Source organism: Saccharobesus litoralis, assembly GCF_003063625.1.
GTDB lineage: Bacteria > Pseudomonadota > Gammaproteobacteria > Enterobacterales > Alteromonadaceae > Saccharobesus > Saccharobesus litoralis.
The window spans coordinates 134734-151754 of record NZ_CP026605.1; the positions used below are offsets into that span (position 1 = coordinate 134734).

The window sequence follows — 17021 nt, forward strand, 5'->3', positions numbered from 1 at the left end:
AAAAAAAGTATTATCTGGCTAACCAGCCACCATCAACCGCCAATATATGACCATTGACATAATCACTAGCGCTAGACGCTAAAAAGACTGCAGCGCCAACTAGCTGTTCTGGCTCACCCCATTGCCCTGCCGGAATACGTTTTTCTATATCTTGGTTGCGCTCAGGGTTGTCTTGTAATGCTTGAGTATTATCGGTTCTAAAGTAACCCGGTGCGATGGCATTAACTTGAATATTATTGATCGCCCACTCATTGGCTAGTGCTTTAGTGACACCGGCAATACCGTGTTTACTTGCGGTATAAGCGGGTACGGTAATGCCACCAGAGTAAGACAGCATAGAGGCGATGTTGATGATTTTTCCCGCCCCTGCTTCAATCATTTGCTTACCCATTAAGCGGCTTAATAAAAACGCTGAATTTAAATTTACGTTGATCACTTTTAGCCATTCATCTTGCGGAAAATCAACCGCAGGATAACGAGCAATAGTACCGCCGTTATTGACTAATACATCAACCTTGCCTTGCCAAGCAATGGCCTTTTGCGCTAATTCAGTTACTGATGCTTCATTATCAAGATTAGCGGCTATTTGAGTCGCTTGACCGCCGATCGCGGTAATCTTTGCTAAGGTTTGATCACAACCATTGGGTTTAGAACTGCTGCAAATAACTTGTGCACCGGCTTGCGCTAAACCAATAGCAATGGCCTGCCCTAACCCTCTGCTAGCTCCAGTGACTAGAGCCACCTTATTATTTAATGAAAAAAGATTGTTATTCATTATGTTTACCTTATTCAACTTGCATTGGGACGATAATCTGATCTACCACCAGCTTCATCAACCCAACATTAAATCAACTGCTACCGGTGGCAGATTGGGGGTTGTAAAATCCCCACCAAACTCAATTTTTATTGACTCGCCGATTAAATTTAAATGCAAACTCATTACAAATGTTGAGTTGATGTTAACCTTTTTAATTTAGCAAAACAATGATATTTTAAAATTAATGCTACCGGTAGCATTAATGAAAATAATAGGCTAGTATGAAACTGTCTATTGGCGAATAATAATGATGTTGAAATAAGTGATGCTACACTTTTTTAACATTGTAACGATACTTTGAGCACGGTTCGGTTTCAAATGAGGTTAAGTATGCAAGGGCAATTTAAAAAAAGGGCAATTTCTTTTAACAATAAAAAAATGATGCTAGGTAGCTTATTTTTTCCTTTGGCCATATCAGGATGTGTGATCAATCAAGCGGCCCCAGAAAAAAATGAATTAACGATTTATAGCAAACCAACAGAAGCATCCTCGCTTGTACAGTTAACAATGACCAACCCTTCTACGTTTGCTAGAAAAGACGAAATTAGTTATTTCTCATTTGAGCAGCTAGGCCTTAATCCTGTTAACCCTAAAGCAAAACATTTAGTGGTCTATCAAGACCAAACCCCTATCCCAAGTCAGACAGTAGACACTGATAATGACGGCGTACACGACAAGCTAGCCATTCTCGCGCAATATCAAGCGCAACAAACGTTAGCGCTAGAAATTAAACATCAAGTAAAAAATAAGCCCAGCTTTACTAAGCGCACCCAAGCAGAAATTTCACGCAAAGTCGGCGGCCAATGGCAAGGTTCTAAATACATAGGCGGAACATTTGAAAACGTCTCTGAATTAGTGCCGCCAAAACACTATACCGACCATGGCGAGTATATACGTTATGAAGGCACCGGAATTGAATCAGACAAAGTGGGTTACCGAGTTTATTTAGATTGGCGCAATGGGTTTGATATTTTTGGTAAAACGCAAGATCAACTGGCGCTGCATAAGATTGGTCAAGACGGCTACAAGTCGTATCACTATATGGCTGATTGGGGCATGGACATTCTCAAAGTCGGAAAATCAGTCGGCATGGGTGGTTATGGCTACTGGAACGGTCAAGAAGTTGAGCGTGTATCAAACGTTGATAGCTGGCGTTCAAAAATTGTCGAAAATGGTCCAATTTACTCGGCGTTTGAAAATACTTATCAGGGTTGGCAAGTCACGCCTGAATTAAAAACCAATTTAAAAGCTCAACTGGCTATGACTGCTGGTAGCCGCTTGGTCAAAGTGAATTTAGCGACTGATCATAAAGTGGACAATATTGCGATTGGTTTAGTTAAGCACAAAGGCACTGAGCTGATCGTTGACGATATTAATGTGCAGGGCACGGCTTGGGTTTATATTGGCTCATTCGGACAGCAGTCACTGAACAAGGATAACTTGGGCATGGGACTATTTATTCGTAAAAACAATGTCAAACAGATCACCCAAGATAAAAACAACTATGTCATTGTCACTAAAAGCAATAGCACATTATTAGAATATTACTTCGCTGCCGCTTGGCAAGCTGAAGAAAATGGGATTAGTAGTTTAGGTGAATTTAAACAATACCTAGAGCAAACTAGTGAAAAACTCACCCGTACTATACGTGTACGTAAACAAACCGCGTTAGATATTGCTGATAAAAATAAACCATTAACGGCAAATTACGCACTTAACTGGGCTAAACGCCTAGCAGATTCAGAGATCCGTCGTAAAGTTTACGATTATGTCAATGGCGGTTATGACAAAATGCGCTTTCGTCCATCTAAGTATACCTATACCACTGGATTGCTAGCCCAATCGTTAGATGATTTACGCCAAGTGACAGGAGAACAAAGATACTGGGATGCAAGCTATGCCATGATCAGTTCATTTATTAACGAAGACGGTAGTATCGCCACCTATAAAGAATCTGACTACAACATAGATAAAATCAACTCAGGTAAATTTATCTTGCGCATGTACGATTACACAGGCCAAGAAAAATACAAAACTGCTGCGGGGCATTTACGCCAACAACTGAAAAATCATCCTAAAACCAGTAATGGTGCTTATTGGCATAAGAAAAAATACCCACATCAACTTTGGTTAGATGGCGTATACATGGGGATGCCATTCTTAGCTGAGTACTCATTGTTGTTTGAAGGCGGTGAACATATTGAAGATGCGGTTCACGAATTTGAAGTGTCAAAACAGTACTTGCGTGATCCCAACACTGGCCTGTATTTTCATGGCTGGGATGAATCAAAATCAATTGAATGGGCCAACAAACAAACAGGCCTATCACAAGAGTTTTGGTCACGCGGTATGGGATGGTTAGCCATGGCATCGGTCGATATTATGGACTTTATTCCCCAAGCACGCCCAGATCTGCGCGAAAAAATGCTTAAAACTATTAATGAACTAGCGCGCGATCTCGCTAAGTTTCAACACGAAAGTGGCACCTGGTATCAGATCCCCAACAAACCTAATGCCCCAGGTAACTATTTAGAATCTTCGGCATCTAGCATGTTTACTTATTTTTATGCCAAGGCACTCAATAAAGGCTATATCGATAAGCAATACCAAGACATAGCGCTTAAAGCCTACCAAGGCGTGGTCAATGAATTTATTGAATCACACCCTGACGGCAGTGTCAGTTTAACCAACATGTGCTTTGTAGCAGGTTTAGGTTTCGGTCGCGATGGCTCTTACGGCTATTATATGTCTGAACCTGTCTTAGCGGATGACCCGAAAGGCACTGGGCCTTTTATTATGGCCAGTGCACAAATCGCCAAACTGTTAAATTAACCCATTCTATTATGACGCCATTAACTTAGGATTAATGGCGTTTTCTGTAAATACTTCTGCTCTATTTCCGGTCTTGTTTTAGTCTTGTTCATCGCAGACCACTATTAATAAATTTATTGCTTTGTGAACAAGCATTAATATTTCTAAGCTTGCCAGTTGACGCTTTACGGCATTCCCTACATCCATGTAGGTCGAAATTTATTTCGACAATAGCAGCAGAGCTGCGATCTTGGTTTACGACTGCAAAATTGCCTATGATTTGCAGTCTCTGCAAGCATAAATGCTCGCCCAGTGTGTTACGAGTTACCAACAGTACAAGGAAGGCTGGAAGGTAACGCAACTATATAAAACATGATGGTTTGGCCCATCCCATCGGCATTCAGGTGCAGGTGGAAACCACCTTATGCGGCATTGGTTAAGAGTCACTGTCGTGAGCGATAAGGGAAAGGCAAACACAATGATTTGTCAGGTGTGAGTTAAAGAGACGAACAGCGTAGGTGTCGAAATATTTAACCGTTGCATCCCGAAACCAAGCTACTGGGTGGAGTTTGGGAAGAGCTTAGAGGCAACCTGATTACCAACTAAGCGGGAGCCGGCAAAGAGCTGACGTGAATTTAACTCGGGGTTTTATATGGAACGTAAGAACCAGTCGTTTTGATGTTAACAGATATCCTCGAATGGAAACCCCATGAGAGCCAAGTCTGAATGCAAAGCACTGGGGCGGAGCAATTCGTAGTAGTGATGATGATAGCTGTAATGGTTATCTAGCGAAGGGATTGCCTCGTTTTAAATGAAACTTTCATCAACTGCTGCAGCAGGAGGAATGATTGAATTCAGCAAAACCATTTAGTATTTCGAAATGGACAGTTTATGAAGCCTGGTTACGTGTAAGAGCCAACGGTGGAGCGGCAGGAATTGATGAGCAATCGATGAGTGATTTTGAACAGGACTTGAAGAAGAACCTGTACAAGATATGGAATCGAATGTCATCGGGCAGCTATTTTCCACCGACGGTGAAGCGTGTCGAAATCCCTAAGGATAAGGGCGTTCGAGTACTAGGCATACCCACGGTATCAGACCGAGTTGCACAGATGGTCGTCAAGATGGAGTTGGAGCCTGAATTAGAATCGGTATTCGATAATGATTCTTATGGTTACAGACCTAATCGCAGTGCACATGATGCATTAGCGATAACGTGCCAGCGGTGTTGGCGATACGACTGGGTGATTGATTTAGATATCAAAGGCTTCTTTGATAACTTGGACTGGGTGTTATTGGGCAAAGCGTTACGCAAACATACCAATAACCCATGGGTATTACTCTATATCGAACGTTGGCTTAAAGCGCCAATGGAAACCTCGGATGGTCAGATAATAGAGCGAACGAAAGGAACACCACAAGGAGGCGTGATAAGCCCATTGCTAGCCAATTTGTTTTTACACTACGCATTCGACAAATGGTTGCGAAGAGAACATCCACATGTTCAATTTGCACGCTATGCGGATGATGCAGTGGTTCACTGTCGTAGTGAGCAAGAAGCAAAGGCGTTAAAGCAAGCTATTGAGCAACGCATGTTAGATTGTTGTCTAGAATGTCATCCAGAGAAAACTAAACTGGTTTACTGCTTTGATGAAGGTAGACAAGAAGCACATGAAGTCATTAGCTTTGATTTTCTTAGTTACTGTTTCAGGCCAAGGTTAGTAAGGAATCGGTGGGGTCGCATGTTTGTTGGCTTTACACCTGCTATTAGCCCTAAAGCGAAACAGAAAATTAGAGAGAAAGTTAAAGCGCTCAAGCTACATAAGCAAACGGGGTTAACGATACAAGAGTTGGCGTATAAGCTTAATCCGATGATAAGCGGGTGGATAAATTACTTCAGTCGGTTTTGGAAAACAGCATTAAGGCCACTTATGTCTTGGATAAACCTTAAATTGTTGAAATGGGCGAAGAAGAAATACAAACGGCTGAAATTCAGTTACCAAAGAGCAAGAAAATGGATGCAAAGGGTGTGTAATACACAACCGTATCTATTTTCTCATTGGCAATTTGGTTGCAGGCCGTAAATGGTGAAACGAGAGGAGCCGTATGAATTGAGAGGTTCACGTACGGATCTGTGAGAGGCTGAGGGGGAAGCTCCCTCGGCCTACTCGACCATTAATAACCTTACCCGACGCTATTAAACAATCTATGGCTTATCAATTTCTATAAGCCGAATAATGATATAGTCAAAGCGATCAGGTTTTAGGGGCAGCTTCCGCATCCTGCTCACGCTAAGTACTTACATCCATGTAAGCAAAGTCGTCAAAGCTACCGCGTCCTGCTCTCGCCCCTTACCTGCATCCATGCAGGCAAGCTTCGAACCCCCATGAGCATATGCTCTATTATGTGATTGGGGTTGCCTAAAGGGATTTAGGTAGTAGGACGACGCAGGAGCCAAAGTCGAGAGTAAGCGCTGACAATGAACCATAAAGCCAGAGCGAGAAGACTATAGTCAAATTAAAAAAGCACTATCAACTACCTGTAAATGTAATAAAGACTAATTAAATTTGAAGAGTTATTGCGCCATTATGCCACCGGTGGCATAATGGCGTTTATCAACGTTGGTTTTTAAGCAATCTGCTTGATAGTTGTTCTTTAACTTAATTTGGAGCCTTGGTATGTGGTTTGCCGATCCTATCGCGCAATTTTTTGGTTTGGTTAGCTTTGTTATTGCAACCTTGTGTTACATGCAAAAAGATGATCTAAAGTTTAAGTACTTTATGTTAGCGCTTAATGTCGTTCATACCCTGCACTATGTATTGTTAGATGCGCTAACCTCAGCTGTATGCACAGCTATCGCTATCGCTAGAACCTACTCCTCTATCAAAACCAACTCTAAACAACTGGCCTATTTTTTTATCTTGCTAGTGGTAGGTATTAACGCCATTTTTATTGTCGAAAATTGGTTCGACTGGTTTAGTGTAGCTGGCTCTGTATTGGGTACCTATGCCATGTTTTGTTTGACTGGCGTAAAAATGCGCCTGTTTTTTTTGCTGGGTTCAACGTGCTGGTTAATTAACAACATCATTGTTAATTCTATTGGTGGGATCATGCTAGAAACCCTAGCCATTGTAGTTAACATTAATACCATATGGCGTATGTCCAGCTCTGAGCAATCTGAGGTTCAAACTACAAAGTCAATCCAACAACTGAATATGAAATCAACCTAATTTAAAGTAACGAAGCGATGAATTTTGTAAATGGGATAATGTCATTATCAACACTCGCTATTTCAAGCGCTGCCATATATTCCTCTCGGCGCTCTACAGGTACAACTGTCCACGCTATGCCACCAGATGCCATCATTAAATTCATAATAAAGCGCCCCATACGTCCATTGCCATCAAAATACGGATGTATGTAAACAAACATAAAATGTCCTAAAACAACACGAACAGCAATATTTTGTTCTTCGATGAGTAAATCAAAAAGGGTTGGCATCATATCCCTCAGCGCAGATCGACTCGGTGGAGTATGCCTAGATTGACGTATAAAAACAGGCCCAGTTCGATAACCTGCCAAATCAGCCTGCTTGACTATACCCGCCGCTACACTGGGAGAAAAAAGCTTTAAGTACCAATCTGTATGCGAATCTTCTAGCACTTGTCCTGCATTTTCGCCCTTTAATACCCGTTCAACAGCCGCTTTTACTTGTTGAAATGCATCCCAATAGCCTTTTGCTGCCATCGCATCTAAATGCTTTTTGCTTTCATCTGAACGTTCAGGATCCCAGTTACCAGAACGAACATGTTCAATGAGATCATGTGTTACACGATAACCTTCAATAGATAAAGAATGATAAGCATCAGTAACAAACTTGTCTTCTAACTCAGTCAAATACGCTTGAATATTGATAGTTGAATGCGGGACTTGAGGAAAATATTCAATAACATTCTCGCGCATATTGTTCCACATTAATCGTAAACGGTTTGAATAAGGCGAGGTATCTCTGCGGTCAAATGTTATTTGCGTATCATCTTCAAAGGGATCGACTGCTTTTACTTTGTAATCAGCTGCATCCATTCCTTTAATAATATTATCAGCAATAGTATTCCTACCTATATTACGCAAAGCTCCCGCTAAACGACCTGCACTTGTAACATGGCCACCAGAAAGTAAGATAGCTAGTAGCTCTGATGCATCGGTTAGCATTGAAAGTAAGGTTCTCATTTGTGTCGGTTTTTGCGCAAAAAACGATTTCGAGCAAAATACTAAACAAGCCGCAACACTATAAACTCTTAAACCATCAACAATAGCAAGTTGATCCCCGCTAGGAAGGGCTGCTCGCACGTCAAACACAGAGGTATTATGCAATAAAGTAGTGGGTTTGTTACGTCCTTTGGGGGAGCGTACCAACAATTGAGCTGGTACAGTTTTATCACCTATATGTATTTGAATAGACTGCTCTGGTGATAAACACCAGTTTTGCTCCAGCCGCTCATCTAAATAAGCAGCACAAAAATCCCAAAATGAGGTATACCACGAGGTACTATCGCCAAGTTGCTCATCAGGACTGGATGGAATATACCAGCCACGCATCACCTCTTTAATAAAGCCATGTTTAACTAAACGCTCTCTATCAGCACGTTCTAGCACTTTTGACTGTAATGCTACAGCACCGTTATCTTGCAATTGCTTTAATTGCTCAAGGGAATGAGCAAGCTTTTCTGATATTGAAGTCATGCTTACCTTCGTTAGCTTTTAGTGTTATTAAAAATTAGCTTTTAGTGTTATTGTAAATTAGCTTTTAGTGTTATTGCAAATTAGCTTTTAATGTAAACAAGGGAAGAAGGCGAATTTTTAGCTGCACAATGGTGGGTATCGATTGGCTATAAAAATCTACAATTTACTACGTAGTTAGAAGCCGAGGAGCAATGTAAAAAGAAAAACTCGCGCTAGCTATATTTAACCAGCAAGCGCGAGCGAATAAAGCTTATTTAGCGAGCTGATAAGCCTCTTTGGCTAATCGATATGAAAGGTCGTAAGCCAATTGATGGGCAACATCTAAAGAAAGACGTTTTTCTGCCACTAATTGGGCTAAGAAACGACAATCAATACGACGCGCAACATCGTGACGAGACGGAATAGATAAAAATGCACGAGTGTCATCATTAAAACCAACCGTATTATAAAATCCAGCGGTTTCTGTCACATTATGACGATAGCGTAACATACCTTCAGGGCTATCATGGAACCACCAAGCCGGCCCCAGCTTTAAGCATGGGTAATGACCTGCTAATGGAGCAAGCTCACGCGCATACGCCGACTCATCTAAGGTAAATAGAATAATTTTCAACTGAGATTCCGCACCAAATTTCGCTAATAACGGCTGTAAATCTTCAACAAAGTTAGTGCGTCCAGGAATATCACAACCTTTGTCTAATCCAAACTTTTCAAAGACTTTTTGATTGTGATTACGACGTGATCCAGGGTGGATCTGCATCACCATGCCGTCTTCTAAACTCATACCGGCCATTTCAGTCAGCATTTGCGCACGGAATAACTCCCTTTGGCTACCGGTGGCATTTCCAGATAAAACTTCCGTTAATAGTTTTTGACATTCGATCGCCGACAAATCAGCGGTTAATGCCGTTGGATGACCATGATCTGTGGCAGTTGCACCATGCGCTCTAAAGAATTCACGACGTGCACGTAAGGCATTTAAATAACCGTGCCACTGGGTAACGTCTTCACCAGTTTGGCTTGCTAAAAGATCGATATTTTTCGCAAAGTTCCAACGATCAGGATCAGTTACATCATCAGGGCGGAACGTGGTGATAACCGTTTTTTCATAACCCGTTCCTTGCAGCTTAGCATGGTGCTGCAAGTCGTCGGTTGCACCCTCAGTTGTGGCTAGCAACTCAATATTGAAGCGTTCTAATAAAGCACGAGGACGGAACGCATCTGTCACTAATTTTGCATTAATCGTGTCGTAGTAAAAGTCAGCCGTTTGTGGGCTAAACTCAACTTCAAAGCCAAACACTTCGCTAAAAACAAAGTCCATCCAAATGCGTGAAGGTGTGCCATGGAATAAGTAGTAATGGTCAGCGAAAATGTGCCAAATTTTACGGTAATCAGTTTCTACTTCGCCACCATCAACACGTGGAATGCCAAGGCTTTCTAGCGCAACGCCTTGGCTATAAAGCATTCTAAAAACATAATGGTCAGGAATTATCAATAGCTCTGTGGCGTTCTGAAAACATTCATTACCCGCGAACCAACTTGGATCAGTGTGACCATGCGGACTAATAATGGGTAAATTGGCAACCTCAGCATATAATTCACGACTAATGGCTAACTCGCTAGGATCAGCCTTAAATAGCCGGTCATTATCTAGCACTAATGGTTTGTGATTTACGTCCACAACATTTATTCCTCTAAATAGTTCAGTGTTAATAGGTGGATAATTTCATTGGCAACCTGCAACCATCGACACAATGTTGACTAGGCTATAAAAAGATAAACGATCTCAAAATTATCCGTCGACGTTTAAGCGTAATATAAACTAAATTGCCACCGGTGGCAACCAATGTTAATCTAAACACTTTAAAGTTAGTAAAATGTTAAAAATATAATTTTCTAAATAAAAAAGAAGGTTCATATGTGGTTAACAATAACCAAGTTATTCCCCTTGCTATTACTTGTGAGCGTATCAATACAAGCTAAAAATGACATCCGTGTTCCAGGAAATAAACAGGCTAGTTCACTACCTGTTACCTTACTTAAAACCATGGCGCAAACTAGCGACCAATTCCAACTCGTTTTTCCGTATGATCAACAAGGTGAAATTACAAAATCCAGAATATTAAGTGATGTTAAAAATGGTCAACTAGATGTGCATTGGAGTCAATCAAACGCCAAGTTTGAACAAGACTTTCAAGCGATTTATATCCCTATTTATCGGGGCTTAATCGGTTTTAGAATTGGCATTGTACCCAAATACAAGCGAGATTTACTTCAACAAGTCAGTTCGTTAAGCCAACTGCAAAAATTTACAGCTGGCTCTGGCACTCTGTGGTCTGATACGCGTATTTTGGAACACAATGGTTTACCTGTCGTTAAAGAGCAGAAATACCCCAATTTATTCCCTATGCTAGAAGGGCAACGCTTTGATTATTTTCCACGAGGCTTGCATGAGCCTTGGCGAGAAATAGAAAAATGGCAGCAATACAACCTGATTGTAGAACCCCACCTATTAATAAAATACACAGCTCCTTTTTACTTTTTTGTTGCTAAAGATAATCAAGCATTAGCTCAGTTCATCACCCAATCATTAAATGAGTTATATGCAACGGGTCAATACCAAGCTTTGTTTTTTGCTGATCACGATGTCGCCACCGCACTCGCCAATGCCGGACTCGAAAAAAGAACCGTCATTGAATTAACCAACCCTAACCTCACAGCCCAAACACCGTTAACTCAAAAACACCTTTGGTATGATCCGTTTGAATAAGTCTGCAGGGGCTGCAGCATTTTTATATCACTTTTTCAGTGAGCAGTCCCTTAAACTCATTATAAACACGGCTTTAAATTTGACTATATAATCAAATTAAATTGGTGATATGAGAGATATTATTGGGCTAGAGTTACGAAAAGAAAGAAAGAAACGAAAGTTATCTCAAAGCGAATCTGGCTTACCGTTGCAACTGGATGCGGCGGTTATTTCGCGCATTGAAAATGGTAAATACACTGGCAGCCTAGCAACATTTGAAAACTACTGTAATTTACTTGGGTTTGAATTATCAATAAAAACGATTGAACATTCGCCTCCAAGTTTTGATGAACTTGATGAGTTATTTGGAGACGAATAACTGTGGAGAAATTAAATTTACCCTATCAGATAAAATCACTGTCAGATTGTCACTAATTAGCGACTTAAGCTACGGGCTTCTAATTATTTATAATAAGCCTTATTATAGGCGCGATACTTAGCGTCAGAGCCCCTACTTTTGGTGCCTGCAGAGATGCAGGCCCACAGAAACTTGATACTTTCAAACGATTATTTTAGACAAGTAGATACAACACTTTTTACTCAGCCAAATAAAAAAGCCCCACTGCATAGGGACACACAGTGAGGCCGAACTGAGCAACTAGGTTGCTCGCACACACAAAGTTTAAACGTTGTAGGTAGTTGACGCGGTATCACCACCGCGTCCGGTCCAATTCGTATGGAAAAACTCACCGCGTGGTTTATCGACTCTTTCATAGGTATGCGCACCAAAGTAGTCACGCTGCGCCTGCAATAGGTTGGCCGGTAAACGTTCGGTACGATAACCATCGAAATAGGTTAGAGCTGAACTTAAACAAGGTACAGGTACCCCATTCGCCACTGCGGTGCTAATGACATTACGCCAACTACTTTGGGCAGACGAAACCGTGTCCATAAAATACGGATCGAGTAATAAATTGGCTAAATCTGGCTGTTGGTCAAAGGCTTCTTTTATCTTGCCTAAGAACGCAGAACGAATAATACAACCACCGCGCCACATTAATGCAATCGCGCCATAATTTAGGCTCCATCCAAACTCTTTCGCGGCTTCTTTAAATAAAACATAGCCTTGGGCATAAGAAACAATTTTAGATGCCAACAGCGCTTTGCGAATATCTTCAATAAACGCGGCTTTATCGCCTGTAAATTGTTTCGCAGGACCTTGGATCAGTTTTGCCGCGGTAACACGTTCAGCTTTTTGTGCCGATATACAACGCGCAAATACCGCTTCACCAATTAAGGTTAACGGCACGCCTAAATCCAATGCAGTTACCCCTGTCCACTTACCTGTACCTTTTTGCCCAGCAGTATCTAAAATATCTTCAACTAGCGGGCTACCATCAGCTTGTTTATAAGCAAAAATATCGCGCGTGATCTCAACTAAATAGCTATCAAGCTCAGTTTGGTTCCAATCCGCAAACACTTGATGCAATTCATCAGCCGATAAGCCCAGTACTTCTTTCATTAATTGGTAAGCTTCACAAATCAGCTGCATGTCGCCATATTCGATACCATTGTGGACCATTTTCACAAAATGACCGGCACCGGCATCACCAACCCAATCACAACAGGGCACGACTAACTCGCCTTGCTCATTAGCCACTTTGGCCGAAATACTTTGAAAAATATCTTTAACATGTGGCCAAGCAGCAATGGCTCCGCCGGGCATAATTGAAGGCCCCTTCAAAGCGCCCTCTTCGCCGCCTGAAACCCCAGCACCAATATAATGTAAACCTTTGCTAGCTAAATACTCGGTACGACGATTTGAGTCTGGATAATGGGTGTTACCACCATCAATAATAATGTCGCCCGCGTCTAAATGCGGGATAAGCAACTCAATAAAATCATCAACCGGTTGCCCAGCTTTCACCATCAACATCACTTTACGAGGTGTCGCCAATGACGCAACTAGCTCTTGAATATCTTTTGCTCCGCGTATCGTTTTACCTGCCGCACGACCCGATAAAAACTTTTCGACCTTTTCATAACTACGGTTATACGCAGTCACCGTAAATCCTTTACTGGCCATATTGAGTACTAGGTTTTCACCCATTACGGCTAGGCCTACAAGGCCAATATCTGACTTATCTTTCATTTATATTTTGCTCCGCACTTATATTTTGCTCGCACTCAGGGCGTGTTGAATTGATCAATGGTGGTCACTGGTATTGTATTAGGGGGAGATCAGTGACCCTGTCATATAAGTAAATTAACTTTGTTTTCAAAAAACGAGGTGCAGCCAGGGAGACCACACGAATTACGCTGCACCTCACAAAATAGTGTCTTCTCGCTCAGACTAAAGATTTTGCACAATTAACCAAAAATTCGGGTTAAGTGACGATCTAAAATATTTTCTGTTACGTTCTTATCGATAATCGCCTTGTTCTCTTTTAACGCATTTAAGTATTTATCACCCATTTGCGCAGCCACTTTGTAACCAACGTGTAGCAACTGGCGTAAATTTGGATTGTACTCAGGGTGCGCTAAATCATGACGTAAAGCATTCGCGTATTGCTGCCCTGTCCAGTTTTGAACGTCAGCTACTGCTGGCAATCCAGCAGGATCAATATCAATGACTGTTGCGTAAGGAGCACATAACTCATCAAACTTATCCATTGATTTAGCGTAAACCGCTTTGGCAATTTCTAAGCCTTCGCCACCCGCTTCAGCTAAGCCGATCAGCTCTTCTAACCAAGTTGTGCCCGCGGTTTTTAAGTGAATACCGGCATTGTGTTTCTTTAAACAACGACCAATCGCAGGATAAATAGAGAATTTATCTGAGCCTGAGTGCACGCTTAATTTTAGTGTTTCAGGCAAACCAAATTCTTTAATTGCAAAGTCGATAACCGCTAAATCTTGGTCAAACTCTTTTTCAAATTGCACAACATCACCCACATAATCGACCCCTTTATTAAAGCGACCCGTGAATTTAGGCGCGATAGTTTGTGCTGGAATACCCTCAGCCGCAATAGCACTTAAAATGAAGAATAACTGTAATGGCGTTTGCGGATCTTCACATTCGTCCATTGATACTTCGGTGACAAATTCTCCGACTTTTTCATCAGCAATTTTGCGATAAATTTGTCCAGCTAATTTAACCGCGCCTAAAAACTCTTTAGCAATTGACTCGACTGTTTCTGCTGTCACGCTAAACGCTTCATCAATACCTGGAATCGTTAATTCACCTAAATATTTTTCTTGGGCAGCAACAAAAGCATCGATATCTGCTTGTGGCGCAGCTAAACCAATTTGTTCAGCCACATCCAAGGTAAAAAAGTCACTGCAATCAATAAAGCTATCCACAGTCGTCAATTGAATGTGATCAGCATCAACATAATAGGGTAATTGCCAGCCTTTCACCTTTACCGCTGCATCCGCTTCGTCGCGTAAACTTTGCGGCACAGTACCTATAATTTGATGCTCACGATTCGATTTATTCCAAACCGGAAATACTTCTAAGCCAAATTTTTCTTTGGCATCTATCATAGCTTGTAATTGAGCCTCTGCTTGATGGCCAAATCGATCACCAACACCCATTGTGTACTTTGCAATTTTTTTCATTTTCGCCTCTCGTTGTTATGACACAACCATTTAGCCACCGGTGGCATTTCCGGTAAACTCAGGTTATCACTGTAAAATCCAAACCAATCCTAATGTCGCTGCACATAAACCCAGTGCTTGACTAAACCACTGATGAGCCTTCTGGCTATACTTGTAAAGCATACGATTTAGCTGGCCAAAGCCTAAACCAAATACTGTCATGCCAAGTAAACAACCTAGTGAAAACATCAGCATATAAATAATGGCGCCTACAACTTGGCCTTGCATCGCTACTGGGATCAATGCCAGTGCTGGCGCGCTACCTGCCATACCATGCAACCCACCAACCAGTATAGGTTTGTGATCATGACGGCTTGTTTGTATTTGTTTTTCTAACCTAGATTGTTGTGTAACCCAGTGTCGATGAAATCTTTGACCATGCTGATGGCGTTTTAAATGCAAATTGCCTTTATTAATTTGCCAAATCAAACCTAAGCCTAAAACGATAAGCACGCCGCCAACCATAAGCTCAGCCATTTGGGTGATAGCGGCGGGTAGATGCAGATTAAATACAGTCAAACCAATCGCTAAACCCAGCAAGATCAACCCATGACCACATCCCCACTGCGCGGCGAACTTGATCATGGTTGCGACTTTGCGCTTAGACTGACTCAGCGTAGATACCGCCATCACATGATCAGCATCAAATGCATGGAGCAAGCCCATTAAGGCTCCCGCGGTTAAAATGGCAAAAGATTCAAGCATTGACATGATTTATCTCACACTTAGTTTTCAAACATGTTTAAGGTTTTAATAGCCGCTACAGCAGCACCAAACCCGTTACCAATGTTAACGGTCACAATTCCTGGTGCACAAGATGCAAGTGCGCTTTCTAAAGCGGCTTTACCACCTGCAGATACGCCATAACCCACTGGGCTTGGTACCGCAATAATCGGGGCATGGATCAAACCTGCTAGCACGCTAAATAACGCCCCTTCCATTCCGGCTACTGCGATAATAATTTTATGCTTTTGGATCTCGGGTAACTTTTCAGTTAAACGCCATAATCCTGCTACACCCACATCGCAAATTAAAGGAGCAGCGTAGCCATTAAATTGCAAAGTTCGCGCGGCTTCACGTGCTACCGAAATATCGGATGTCCCCGCAGCCACAATACAAACGCCAGGTTTTAAATTGTTGTCTTGTTCATTTCTACTTACAGCGTCCGTCAGCAAAATTGCCGTATTTGAGCTTGGATCAAAATCTAATTTTGCTTGGTGTGCATGACTCAAGGTTGCAAATTGCTGGGCACTTAAGCGTGTCAAAAATATACAGTTATTAACGCTTATGTTATGGGCAATAATCGCATCAAGATCCGCCGTCGCTTTACCTGCGCAAAACACGGCTTCAGCAATACCGGTACGCTCTGCTCGCTGTGAATCCCATTCAAACGGCTTCACGATAAGCCTCTTTTCCAACAAAAGCTGAGCCACGTTGATACAAGCGAATACCACTAAATAAGTTACCACTGCGTTGGCACAAGGCTTTAGTGACCGCTTGAATATCGGCCATAATTGCCCCTTCGGGTAACGGTGCCATTTCTAAAATAACGCCTTGGTAAGTCATTCGGCAACGCACATCATGACGGCTTTCAAGAATGGCGTTAACCGCAGACTCTACTTTATCAATAAACTTCAAATCAGCAGGCAGTATACCAATACCCGTTTCCACTCGACTGGCTAAACAAGGCTGACTCGGTAACGTTTGTAAATCAAACAAGCCCAAGTGTTTAGCGATGGCGTATATATCCTGCTTGCTAATGCCCACATCAACATAAGGATGAACCACTTTTTGTTGTTCAGCAGCCTGTAAACCGGGACGAAAGTCGCTGAGATCATCGGTATTGGTACCCGACATAACAACGCCTGAATTAGCAACAGACAAACGCTTATACAAATTAGATTTACAGTAATAGCAACGATTAATTGGGTTTTTTAAGTAGTTATTATCCGCAAATTCCCCCGCATCAACCAACTTTAGGTTCCACTCGTAACGTCCGGTATAATCAAAAATTCGCTTCATTGCTTGTTGCGGTACCGCGGGTGAATGCGCATGACAAGCAGTCGTACTTTTAGGGTAATACAGATGCGCAATAAAGCTTAACACCATACTGTCTATTCCCCCGCTAACCGCTATGGTCATTTTAGGAAACGTGCCTAAATGCGCGACTAACCGCTCTATTTTATCACTTGTATTCATAACGTTACTCTCACCACAAACAACCCAATCAACCTAACGACAAAC

General features: G+C 41.9%; 13 protein-coding genes. 5 read left to right on the top strand and 8 right to left on the bottom strand.

Annotated features, from left to right (window positions below):
• Positions 1–10: 10 nt before the first annotated feature.
• Positions 11–775 (bottom strand): 2-dehydro-3-deoxy-D-gluconate 5-dehydrogenase KduD, encoded by a 765-nt coding sequence (kduD, locus tag C2869_RS22145; RefSeq protein WP_108605243.1) that lies wholly within the window; start codon positions 773–775, stop codon positions 11–13.
• 549 nt (positions 776–1324) lie between these two features.
• Here kduD and C2869_RS22155 point away from each other — a divergent pair.
• The 3 genes from C2869_RS22155 (at position 1325) to C2869_RS22165 (ending at position 6858) form a co-directional block, all read left to right on the top strand.
• Complete coding sequence (locus C2869_RS22155; protein WP_228710855.1) at positions 1325–3649, top strand: glycoside hydrolase family 88 protein; 2325 nt, start codon at positions 1325–1327, stop codon at positions 3647–3649.
• 827 nt (positions 3650–4476) lie between these two features.
• Positions 4477–5712, top strand: a complete 1236-nt coding sequence (gene ltrA, locus C2869_RS22160; RefSeq protein ID WP_108605245.1) for a group II intron reverse transcriptase/maturase — start codon at positions 4477–4479, stop codon at positions 5710–5712.
• A gap of 594 nt (positions 5713–6306) precedes the next feature.
• Complete coding sequence (locus C2869_RS22165; protein WP_108605246.1) at positions 6307–6858, top strand: YgjV family protein; 552 nt, start codon at positions 6307–6309, stop codon at positions 6856–6858.
• A gap of 1 nt (position 6859) precedes the next feature.
• Here C2869_RS22165 and C2869_RS22170 read toward each other — a convergent pair whose 3' ends face one another.
• Both C2869_RS22170 and uxaC read right to left on the bottom strand, forming a co-directional pair.
• A complete protein-coding gene (locus C2869_RS22170) occupies positions 6860–8371 on the bottom strand; it encodes a Fic family protein (RefSeq protein ID WP_108605247.1) in 1512 nt (503 codons plus the stop codon).
• A 250-nt stretch (positions 8372–8621) separates the two neighbouring features.
• Complete coding sequence (uxaC, locus tag C2869_RS22175; RefSeq protein ID WP_108605248.1) at positions 8622–10052, bottom strand: glucuronate isomerase; 1431 nt, start codon at positions 10050–10052, stop codon at positions 8622–8624.
• Between the two features lie 237 nt (positions 10053–10289).
• On the opposite strand from uxaC, the gene C2869_RS22180 reads away from it, so the two are divergent.
• Positions 10290–11141, top strand: coding sequence for a type 2 periplasmic-binding domain-containing protein (locus C2869_RS22180; RefSeq protein WP_108605249.1), 852 nt, complete (start codon positions 10290–10292; stop codon positions 11139–11141).
• 109 nt (positions 11142–11250) lie between these two features.
• Complete coding sequence (locus tag C2869_RS22185) at positions 11251–11499, top strand: helix-turn-helix domain-containing protein (protein ID WP_108605250.1); 249 nt, start codon at positions 11251–11253, stop codon at positions 11497–11499.
• A gap of 303 nt (positions 11500–11802) precedes the next feature.
• On the opposite strand, the gene gnd is transcribed toward C2869_RS22185, so the two are convergent.
• The 5 genes from gnd to C2869_RS22210 all read right to left on the bottom strand — a co-directional run bounded on the left by gnd (position 11803) and on the right by C2869_RS22210 (position 16976).
• Positions 11803–13272, bottom strand: coding sequence for a decarboxylating NADP(+)-dependent phosphogluconate dehydrogenase (gnd, locus tag C2869_RS22190; protein ID WP_108605251.1), 1470 nt, complete (start codon positions 13270–13272; stop codon positions 11803–11805).
• A 218-nt stretch (positions 13273–13490) separates the two neighbouring features.
• Positions 13491–14738, bottom strand: coding sequence for a tagaturonate epimerase family protein (locus C2869_RS22195; protein WP_108605252.1), 1248 nt, complete (start codon positions 14736–14738; stop codon positions 13491–13493).
• A 66-nt stretch (positions 14739–14804) separates the two neighbouring features.
• A complete protein-coding gene (locus C2869_RS22200; RefSeq protein WP_108605253.1) occupies positions 14805–15488 on the bottom strand; it encodes an urease accessory protein UreH domain-containing protein in 684 nt (227 codons plus the stop codon).
• A 14-nt stretch (positions 15489–15502) separates the two neighbouring features.
• On the bottom strand, positions 15503–16177 hold the full coding sequence (gene larB / locus C2869_RS22205) for a nickel pincer cofactor biosynthesis protein LarB (protein WP_108605254.1): 675 nt from the start codon (positions 16175–16177) through the stop codon (positions 15503–15505).
• Entirely contained in the window at positions 16164–16976 is an 813-nt protein-coding gene (locus C2869_RS22210) for an adenine nucleotide alpha-hydrolase family protein (RefSeq protein WP_108605255.1), read from the bottom strand. The genes larB and C2869_RS22210 overlap by 14 nt, the downstream gene beginning before the upstream one ends.
• Positions 16977–17021 lie beyond the last annotated feature (45 nt).

Bases quoted from the DNA above. Each gene is read 5' to 3' on its own strand.
- C2869_RS22185 (WP_108605250.1), top strand. From the start codon at position 11,251: ATGAGAGATATTATTGGGCTAGAGTTACGAAAAGAAAGAAAGAAACGA.
- gnd (WP_108605251.1), bottom strand. From the start codon at position 13,272: ATGAAAGATAAGTCAGATATTGGCCTTGTAGGCCTAGCCGTAATGGGT.
- C2869_RS22200 (WP_108605253.1), bottom strand. From the start codon at position 15,488: ATGTCAATGCTTGAATCTTTTGCCATTTTAACCGCGGGAGCCTTAATG.
- C2869_RS22170 (WP_108605247.1), bottom strand. From the start codon at position 8,371: ATGACTTCAATATCAGAAAAGCTTGCTCATTCCCTTGAGCAATTAAAG.
- C2869_RS22155 (WP_228710855.1), top strand. From the start codon at position 1,325: ATGACCAACCCTTCTACGTTTGCTAGAAAAGACGAAATTAGTTATTTC.
- C2869_RS22180 (WP_108605249.1), top strand. From the start codon at position 10,290: ATGTGGTTAACAATAACCAAGTTATTCCCCTTGCTATTACTTGTGAGC.
- C2869_RS22195 (WP_108605252.1), bottom strand. From the start codon at position 14,738: ATGAAAAAAATTGCAAAGTACACAATGGGTGTTGGTGATCGATTTGGC.
- C2869_RS22165 (WP_108605246.1), top strand. From the start codon at position 6,307: ATGTGGTTTGCCGATCCTATCGCGCAATTTTTTGGTTTGGTTAGCTTT.
- C2869_RS22210 (WP_108605255.1), bottom strand. From the start codon at position 16,976: ATGAATACAAGTGATAAAATAGAGCGGTTAGTCGCGCATTTAGGCACG.
- kduD (WP_108605243.1), bottom strand. From the start codon at position 775: ATGAATAACAATCTTTTTTCATTAAATAATAAGGTGGCTCTAGTCACT.